The sequence below is a fragment of the Microcystis flos-aquae FACHB-1344 genome (assembly GCF_014698375.1).
GTDB classification, from domain to species: Bacteria; Cyanobacteriota; Cyanobacteriia; order Cyanobacteriales; family Microcystaceae; genus Microcystis; species Microcystis aeruginosa.
This window is the reverse complement of the sequence record NZ_JACJSW010000226.1, coordinates 1-8,436: the sequence shown is the minus strand read 5'-3', so window position 1 is coordinate 8,436 and position 8,436 is coordinate 1. Positions and strand designations below refer to the sequence as shown.

Annotated in this window: 7 protein-coding genes and 1 pseudogene; 2 read left to right on the top strand and 6 right to left on the bottom strand. The window is 42.5% G+C overall.

Annotation, left to right across the window (positions count from 1 at the left end; all coding sequences use genetic code 11):
- Nucleotides 1-463 precede the first annotated feature (463 nt).
- Complete coding sequence (locus tag H6G48_RS24395; protein ID WP_190723695.1) at nt 464-961, bottom strand: 2TM domain-containing protein; 498 nt, start codon at nt 959-961, stop codon at nt 464-466.
- Between the two features lie 61 nt (nt 962-1,022).
- A complete protein-coding gene (gene trmFO, locus H6G48_RS24390; protein WP_002778590.1) occupies nt 1,023-2,360 on the bottom strand; it encodes an FADH(2)-oxidizing methylenetetrahydrofolate--tRNA-(uracil(54)-C(5))-methyltransferase TrmFO in 1,338 nt (445 codons plus the stop codon).
- 244 nt (nt 2,361-2,604) lie between these two features.
- Here trmFO and H6G48_RS24385 point away from each other — a divergent pair, with 244 nt between their 5' ends.
- Complete coding sequence (locus H6G48_RS24385; RefSeq protein WP_072924610.1) at nt 2,605-2,883, top strand: thylakoid-associated protein; 279 nt, start codon at nt 2,605-2,607, stop codon at nt 2,881-2,883.
- A gap of 119 nt (nt 2,884-3,002) precedes the next feature.
- Here H6G48_RS24385 and H6G48_RS24380 read toward each other — a convergent pair whose 3' ends face one another.
- The gene (locus H6G48_RS24380; protein ID WP_190723693.1) at nt 3,003-4,082 is read right to left on the bottom strand and encodes a PIN/TRAM domain-containing protein; all 1,080 of its coding nucleotides are present in this window, start codon (nt 4,080-4,082) and stop codon (nt 3,003-3,005) included.
- Nucleotides 4,083-4,436: 354 nt separating this feature from the next.
- Here H6G48_RS24380 and H6G48_RS24375 point away from each other — a divergent pair.
- Nucleotides 4,437-5,365 (top strand): annotated as a pseudogene (locus H6G48_RS24375) (RNA-guided endonuclease InsQ/TnpB family protein); the annotation flags it as partial.
- Between the two features lie 137 nt (nt 5,366-5,502).
- Here the strand turns inward: H6G48_RS24375 and H6G48_RS24370 are convergent.
- The 3 genes from H6G48_RS24370 to H6G48_RS24360 form a co-directional block, all read right to left on the bottom strand.
- Nucleotides 5,503-6,453: a hypothetical protein gene (locus H6G48_RS24370; protein WP_190723691.1), complete on the bottom strand. Its 951-nt coding sequence runs from the start codon at nt 6,451-6,453 to the stop codon at nt 5,503-5,505.
- 7 nt (nt 6,454-6,460) lie between these two features.
- Nucleotides 6,461-7,825: a UDP-N-acetylmuramoyl-tripeptide--D-alanyl-D-alanine ligase gene (locus H6G48_RS24365; RefSeq protein ID WP_190723689.1), complete on the bottom strand. Its 1,365-nt coding sequence runs from the start codon at nt 7,823-7,825 to the stop codon at nt 6,461-6,463.
- A gap of 38 nt (nt 7,826-7,863) precedes the next feature.
- Nucleotides 7,864-8,436, bottom strand: a 573-nt coding sequence (locus H6G48_RS24360) for an RNA-guided endonuclease InsQ/TnpB family protein (RefSeq protein ID WP_242034761.1), incomplete at its 5' end; no start/stop codon positions are given.

Below are 8,436 nucleotides of genomic sequence, written 5' to 3'. Positions count from 1 at the left end.
AATAAATCGGGGCGATTTAGTTGGGGAAGTTGATAGGTTTTCCGATAAAGCTTGATTTTCGCCGTTTCTTCTGCCATCGCCGTGATCGCTGAGGGTGAGTTTTTTCTATTTTATAGTCATTTCAATTAAGATTGAGAATAAGTAGGTAGGTGTTAAAAGTTGTCAGACACCCCCCTTATCAAGGGGGGATTAAAGGGGGGACTAAGGGGGGATCGGCACCCCCCTTATTAAGGGGGGCAGGGGGTATAGAACCTAAAATCCATTTTTAATTTAATTATAACCAGCTACTTATCAATACCAAATAGAATAAAGGTTTCATCGATCCAGAGTGTATCGGACTTATTTGAAATCACTATAGTTGTTTCAGTTTATTGCAGACGGTGGATTACGCTTCGCTAATCCACCCTACCATCTGTTCCCTATTCCCTATTCTCTATAGTTGAATTTGTTTTTGACTAGGTACTTAAAACTGTAAAAACTTTTTAATTTGTGTCCAAAGATTGCCAAAAGACTCTTTCATTTCCTCCTTAATTTTCCAGCGTTTAAATGCCTCTTCGTAGGCAATTCCTTGATTTTGAAAAGTTTTCCAAGCCGAGAGAGAAAGAGGTAAACCCATCAGCAAAAAGATATAAATTGCCCAAGAAATTGTTCCAGCACTAATTAAGTTAATGGTAACAAAAAAACTATTAATAATCAGATAGCGAACGGTTTTATGTTTTAGCTCCTCACGACGAAAGCGATCGAATTCTTGCCGCTTATAACTGACCATTTTTGACTCTTGCCAGTCATTTTCCGCCGCTTCTAAGTCTTTAACTTCAATAGCTAAATCGTCGGCAATTTCTAACAACTGTTGACGGGTAATTTCTCCCTTATCCCCTTGACGGGAGATAGCCAAATAGAGAATTTCCTGCACATCCTCTTGACTGTAGGATTGGGGAGGGAAAAAATCGGGGTTTGGCATAGCGATAGAGAAAGAAATAGGTTCCTTCTCTATTATGGGCGATCGATTTAGCGATTGACAGTTAGACGAGACAGGGAGTTTTTAACTGATTCATCCATGCTTCTAAATCCTGCAAAGAGCGATCGGCATATTGACCGTAACGTTCCCGTTTATTGCGGATTTTTCTGGTAAAATTCGGCAAAATGCCAAAATTTGGCGGCATCGGTTGAAAATGTTTCGGTTCGGCACTGCTGATAAACTCAAATAATGACCCCATCATCGTTGTGGTTGGCAATGTCACCGTTTCTAATCCTAAAGCTAAACGAGCGGCATTAGTTCCCGCTAACCATCCCCCAGCAGCCGCAGCCGTATAGCCTTCCGTGCCGATTAACTGTCCTGCCGCTAATAGCGTCGGTCGCGATTTAAACTGGAGACTGGAGGATAATAACTGGGGAGAATTGATAAAGGTGTTTTTGTGCATCACCCCCATGCGGACAAATTCGGCCTTTTCTAACCCCGGAATCAGACGGAAAACTCGTGTTTGTTCACCCCATTTTAAATTAGTTTGAAATCCCACCATATTCCACAATTGCCCCGCTTTATCTTCCATTCGCAACTGTATAACTGCGTAGGGACGTTGATCCGGATATCTGGGATCCGCTAATCCCACCGGTTTCAGGGGACCAAAACGCATGGTATCCTCTCCCCGACTGGCTAATTCTTCGATCGGCAGACAAGCCTCGAAAAATTTGGCATTTTCTCGCTCAAAATCCTTTAATTCTGCCTGTTCTGCCTGTTTTAGTTCTTGCCAGAAGTGCAGGTATTGTTCCCGATCCATGGGACAATTGAGATAGGCGGCCTCACCTTTATCGTAACGGGAGGCCAGAAAAGCGATCGATCGATCGATCGATTCCCCTAGAATAATCGGACTAGCGGCATCAAAAAAGCTCAGATAGTCCAGGCCGGCGAAATTTTGCAGATCTGCGGCCAAAGCAGCACTGGTTAACGGTCCAGTGGTTAAAACGACGATACCATCCCGGGGAATTTCCGTGATCTCCTGACGTTTTAAGGTGACTAGAGGGTGGTTAGCCAAGATTTCCGTCAAATTTCGACTAAAGACCCCTCGATCGACCGCTAAAGCCCCTCCTGCGGGGACACTATGCTGATCGGCCTGGGCAATAACTAGAGAATTTAAGCGTCGTAATTCTTCATGGAGTAACCCAGTAGCGCGATCCACCGCCATGGCACCAAAGGAGTTACTACAGACTAATTCGGCTAAAAATTGGCTATGGTGGGCGGGACTAGAGCGAATTGGGCGCATTTCGTACAGGATCACGGGAATACCTGCTTGGGCTATCTGCCACGCCGCCTCAGTCCCCGCTAATCCTCCACCAATTACATGAATAGGGCGATCGATCATAGTTGGGAGAAAATGGCTAGAGTAGGACTATTTTAGCGTCAGTTCCCAGTCACCAAAAAAATAGGCTGGGCTGACGGCGATCGCATGAAGATTGGGGCTGGTCGCAGACTCAGGTTATAATATTAAGGAAGGGATAGAATATTATATTTTATCTCGGCACCGGTTTTGCTTTCGAGAAGGTGGCAACACCGCCCCACTTTCTCACCATCTCCGTCCAGATGGGCTAGTTAGCGGTTTGACTTCTATGAACACCAATTATCTTGAAGAATACCAAAAATACCTAGCCGAATGGCAGAAAATGCTTCTGTCCGCTTGGGGTAATGGTGTTCCCTCGACTACACCAGTGTTTGAGTTTCCAGAAACTTTGGTTAAATCCCTCGAATATCAACAAGAATGGGTGAAATCCTACCTAACCGCCCAAGAAACCGCCACCAAAGTTGCCCTCGATAGTCAGAAACAATTCTGGGATAGTTATTTCGGTTTTGCTCGTCAGTCCATGGCTGTAATCAATAAACCGGCCTAATTTAGATATAAATTGGCTAGATAGTTCGGTTAGTGACTTAACTTCCCTTAAAAAATGAAATTCCTCAAATACAATCCCCTCTGGCTCTGTATTTGAGGCTTTTTTGGGTTTTATTACCTTTAGGCAATTAGGGAATTTTGGGGTTTAGCAAAAATCATCCGTCCGGCCGAGGTTTGCAGTGCAGATGTCACCACTACCCGCAATTCTCCCCCTAGATAATCTTTTCCTTCTTCTACCACTACCATCGTGCCATCTTCTAGATAACCGATGCCTTGGGTGGGTTCTTTTCCTGCTTTGAGAATTTTCAGATCCAACGTATCCCCGGGCAAGTAGATCGGACGTACTGCTTGGGCGAGATCGTTGACATTCAAGATGGTGACTTTTTGCAGATTGGCCACTTTACTGAGATTATAATCGTTAGTGAGCAAGGTGGCGTTAATTTCTTGGGCAAGATGGACTAATTTAGCATCTACGGTGCTAATATCGTCATAATCGGCGGGATGAATGACAATGCGATCGGGGAGTTCTTGCTGCATCCGGTTTAAGATATCTAGTCCTCGTCTTCCTCTGACTCGTTTTTGGTCGTTACTGCCATCCGCTAACTGTTGTAATTCCTGAAGGATAAATTGGGGAATGAGAATCTGTCCTTCGATAAATCCCGTGTCTAACAATTGTTCGATACGACCATCGATAATACAACTGGTGTCAACAACTTTGGTGGCGGCCGCTTGCAGGGTTCCTTCTGCCACTAAAATTGATTCCATACTATTGGGGTTAATCAGACGCAAAAAAGTCCGACCGTGGGTATCAGCTAAACTAACCCCCAGATAGGAAAACATAATACTGCCTAAAATGGCGATTATCGGCTTAATAAACGAGAATTCTCTGGGAATCGGTAGGAAGAAAATCGGAGCTAAGATCAGATTAGCAATCAACAAACCGATAACTAGACCGACCGAACGGGTTAAAATAACTTCGATCGGAGTTTGTCTTACTTGGGTTTCTAGACGACGATAGGTAGTTTGGGCAACTAAACCAAGGGCTAAACCAATAATTGAGGCAAAACCCGCCGATAACCAGCGTAACGCTTCAATATTGCTGATTTGCGACTGGACAGTAACCGGCAGCAAGTCCACACCACTATAGCCAATACTGGCAATAGCGAAGACGAATAGTAAAATTATGACTGCATCAAGCATAGGGATAATACCAGAGAGGATAGGGGGGAATGATGGTAGAAAAATAATGAGTATGAATGCTATTATCGAAAATTTGGGTTTAAAACCCCGTCCTTATTAGGACGGCTTTTCTTGATCCCTAATATAGCACTTGAGAACTTCCAATGGCGCACCTCTCAGTTATCAGTTATCAGTTATCAGTTATCAGTGGGTAAGTTATCAGTTATCAGATGTGAGTTTTTAAGTGTGCAGTATTAAATAGAATTTTCCTACTGTCTTTTTACTGTTTACTGCTCACTGATTACTGCTCACTGATTACTGTTTACTGATTACTGCTCACTGATTATAGAGTGCAGACCCACTCATTTTAACCCAATGAAAGCAAGGTATCAATACCGCATTTACCCAACAAACCAACAAAAAAGGCTTTTGTCTCAATTGTTCGGGTGTGTGCGTGTTGTCTGGAACAATACCTTAGCTCACTGCCAATAACTCTATCGACAAGGAGAGAAAAAGCCTAAATATACTGAGTTATCTAAGAGACTAACTAAGATTAAAAAGACAACATAAAAAAACTGTTTAACTGAGGTTTATTCTATTCTTTTACAACAGTATTTGAGAGATTTAGAGACAGCCTATTCTAACTTTTTTGCATCTTGTCAAGGAGAAAGAAAAGGGAAGAAAGTCAAACCTCCTAAATTTAAAAAACGTAAATCTAAACAATCAGCAAGATTTACCGATAATGGCTTCACCGTCAATCAACACCACGTTACTTTAGTAAAAATCGGTGATTTAAAAGTCATTTGGAGCCGTCCATTACCCTCTAAACCTTCTAGAGTCACCGTGATTAAAGACGCAGCAGATCGATACTTTCTTAGTTTTGTGGTTGAGATTCAACCTGAAACACTTCCTAACAATGGGGAGTCAGTAGGAATTGATCTAGGGATTGCTACTTTTGCTACTCTCTCAACAGGGGAAAAGATAAGCGCACCAAAACCGTTAAAGAAACGACTAAAACGGCTTAAAAAAGCACAGAGAAACCTTTCTAGAAAACAGAAAGGAAGTAAACGACGGGAAAAAACAAGAAAACGAGTGGCTAAAATCCACGCAAAGATTAAAGACACTCGCACTGATTTCTTGCAGAAACTATCCACTAGATTTTTCGTGAAAATCAAACGATAGTTTTAGAGGATTTAAACACATCGGCAATGGTTAAAAATCGTCAACTATCCCGTGCTATATCAGACTTAGGCTGGCGTTCTTTTCGAGATATGCTATCAGCAAAGTCTGATAAACTAAGACGTATTTAAACCGCTTATTCTTAGATTAGCCGAACCTCCCCCGCCCCCCCAACCCCCCCGACATCGGGGGGGCAAGGAGGGGTTTTGCCTCTTGCCTCTTGCCTCGTCTCAACAAGCAATTTAAATTACGAACAACTTAGCTAATTATCTAAGAGCAAAGGTCGCATAAAACCGCCATAATTCTCGTCATCTGTACCGATAAAGACTTCTATTTTACCTCTAGGAGATTCTCTGGTGGTCACCGCTTCCACTTTGGAGCCGTCGATTTCTGCAATTTTTTGGGGATTAGGGGCAATAATTAGGCTATTATCGGCTGTAACTTGACCGATACGGTAAACAGCACTTCTAAACACTCCCGCATTATCTGGATCGTAAGCGGAAGCTATGTAGATATTACCTTGCTTATCTACGGCTAAATCGGAGATGGGGCGAATATTTTTACCACTACCAAAAGGACTCCGAAAAGTTACCGACTGAAATTCCCCGAATTTTAAGGGATTGAACGAGATATCCGTCCAGCGAATCTTTGTACTCTCTTGACTATCGGCCCGTTCTGCGTAGATAAATAGATAACGATCGCCTTGCCGACTAACAGCGATCGCCTCTACATTGTCCACCGCGATCGGCCAATTTATTTGCTCAACTATCTTGACTTTTTGCTGGTTATATGCTACTAAAAATAGTCTTTGAAAAGGTTTTTTCTCGCCACTTTCAGCCAACAAAAATAAATTAGTTTCTGGGATAGAAGTAATACTTTCGAGATCGTTACTCAATCCCTCTGGATTTGGCCAATCTACCCTTAAAACCTGCCATAATAGCGGTTTTTCCTCTGTAGGCAGCTGTAAAAGACTCAGCCTTGGTTGAGATGGATCACTATTTTTGCCCTTATTTTTGGCATCGTGAACCCCTAGAAAAATATCCGCTTCTACCCAAGCTAAACCACTGAGATCCGGGAGATAAGTCTCCAGTCGTCTCGATTGTTGGGCAAAAGAGACTTGAGCGGCCGAAAAAAAGAAAACTAGGACTAAAATCGCTGAAAAAACAGTTTTTAGTAGGCCATTCTTCCTAAAAAATGCTCTATTATCTAACATATATCTCCTAACTCCTAATATCACTGATTAACTCCTCCACCACGCGATTTAAACCGACGGAATGGGAAGCTTTACATAAAATGCGATCGCCAGAATCGATCACTTTCTTTAAACGATTAATTAAATCTGCGTGAGTTTGAAAACATTCGCAAGCGACCCCAGTAGCGGACTCAGCAATAAACTTAGCTTCTGGGTCATCTACCAAGACAAACAAGCGATCTATACCTAGTTTTTGCACCCTCTCACCCACTTGGCGATGTAATTGCTCCGAAAAAGACCCTAACTCCTTCATCGTGCCTAAAACAGCAATATGACGCTGACCGGGAGTAGCTTTCAGTAAATCCAAGGCCGCTAACATTGATTCTAGACCCGCGTTATAGGTTTCATCGAGGAGTAGGATATCTGGCTCTAATTGGTAACGTTTGGCCCGACCACTGGGTAAATTAACTTTAATTCCCTCTTGCAAAGAAGTCCAATCGATGCCTAAAATTTTCGCTACGGCCAAGGCCGCCATAAAATTTAAAGCATGATGACGACCGGATAAAGGTAAGTTAAAATCTAGTCCATTTACTCGTAAAGTAGTTAAATCCAGTAATTCCCCGACTATATCGCCGCCAGAGAAGCCATAGGTAATTGTTTCCCCCTGCCATACCCGTTTAGCTGTTTCGGTAAGTAAAGGGTGATCGTAGTTAAGAACAGCTATACTACTAGAAGGAGACTCGGCCAATAACTCGCATTTCGCCTCTGCGATCGCTGCTTCCGACCCTAAACGACCGATGTGAGCGGTTCCCACATTAGTAATCACTGCGATCGTCGGTTGGGTGATTTGAGCGAGCAGGGCAATTTCTCCCCGTCCCCGCATTCCCATCTCGATTACGGCACTATCGTGAGTTTCATCCAGTTCGAGGAGAGTTTTCGGCACTCCGATCTCATTGTTATAATTAGCTAGGGTTTTATGTACCTTTCCCCGGGTTGCTAATACCGAAGCGATTAATTCTTTAGTCGTGGTTTTCCCCACCGATCCTGTAATAGCAATCACGGGTATAGTAAATTGATTCCGCCACCAATGGGCTAATTGCTGATAGGTTTCTAGGGTATTCTGGACCAGGAATACAGGAATATTACTAGAGTAATTTACCGAAACTGGCTGATCGACAATCAATGTCGCCGCTCCTTTTTCGATAGCCATATCGATAAAATCATGACCATTAAAATTATCACCTTTTAAGGCCAAAAATGCTTGTCCTGACTCAATACTACGGCTATCAGTATTAATGCCAGATACTAAACTATCAGGACTAAAACTTATGTCACCATTATCTTGTAAGGACAATAATTGAGCTAGTTGATTGAGGGATAAATGACAGGCCATAGACAATAAAAATACTTAGGATTAACATACTCCCACCGTCAAGCTACGCTGTGACGGGGGATTCTTTCCACATCGCTGTTAGAAATTCCTTGTTCAACGAGACAACTTAGATTCTCAATGTCTCCACTGAAAATCCAGAGGTCGGACTCTCCCAAGGCGTTTGGGTCGGTTTCTGTTTGCCCAACAGTACCGTTGAGATGATTTCCCAAATATTGTAACCCTTTTTTAAGAATATTTATTGCTGCATTATGATCCCTATCTAAGATTGTTTTACAGTTAGGACATTGATGAGTTCTAGTGCTTAAGGTTTTTTGAACTCTCGTACCACAAACTGAACAATCTTGAGTCGTGAAATGGGGAGGAACAGCAACACAAACAATCCGATAAATCTTGGCAAAAAATTCAAACCATTCAGTGAATTGATACCAAGAAGCATCAGAAATCGACTTGGCAAGCTTACGGTTTTTGACTAAGTTTCTTACCTTTAAAGCTTCATAGACTACCAGATCATTAGACTGGACTAACGCCAAAGCGTCTTTAATTGCTTTGTCTTTACGTTGTCTTGATACTTTAAGATGAAGCCTAGCTACTTTTATCCGTTGCTTATGATA

Coding starts and splice junctions, on each gene's coding strand:
- H6G48_RS24395 (WP_190723695.1), bottom strand. CDS start 961: ATGCCAAACCCCGATTTTTTCCCTCCCCAATCCTACAGTCAAGAGGAT.
- trmFO (WP_002778590.1), bottom strand. CDS start 2,360: ATGATCGATCGCCCTATTCATGTAATTGGTGGAGGATTAGCGGGGACT.
- H6G48_RS24385 (WP_072924610.1), top strand. CDS start 2,605: ATGAACACCAATTATCTTGAAGAATACCAAAAATACCTAGCCGAATGG.
- H6G48_RS24380 (WP_190723693.1), bottom strand. CDS start 4,082: ATGCTTGATGCAGTCATAATTTTACTATTCGTCTTCGCTATTGCCAGT.
- H6G48_RS24370 (WP_190723691.1), bottom strand. CDS start 6,453: ATGTTAGATAATAGAGCATTTTTTAGGAAGAATGGCCTACTAAAAACT.
- H6G48_RS24365 (WP_190723689.1), bottom strand. CDS start 7,825: ATGGCCTGTCATTTATCCCTCAATCAACTAGCTCAATTATTGTCCTTA.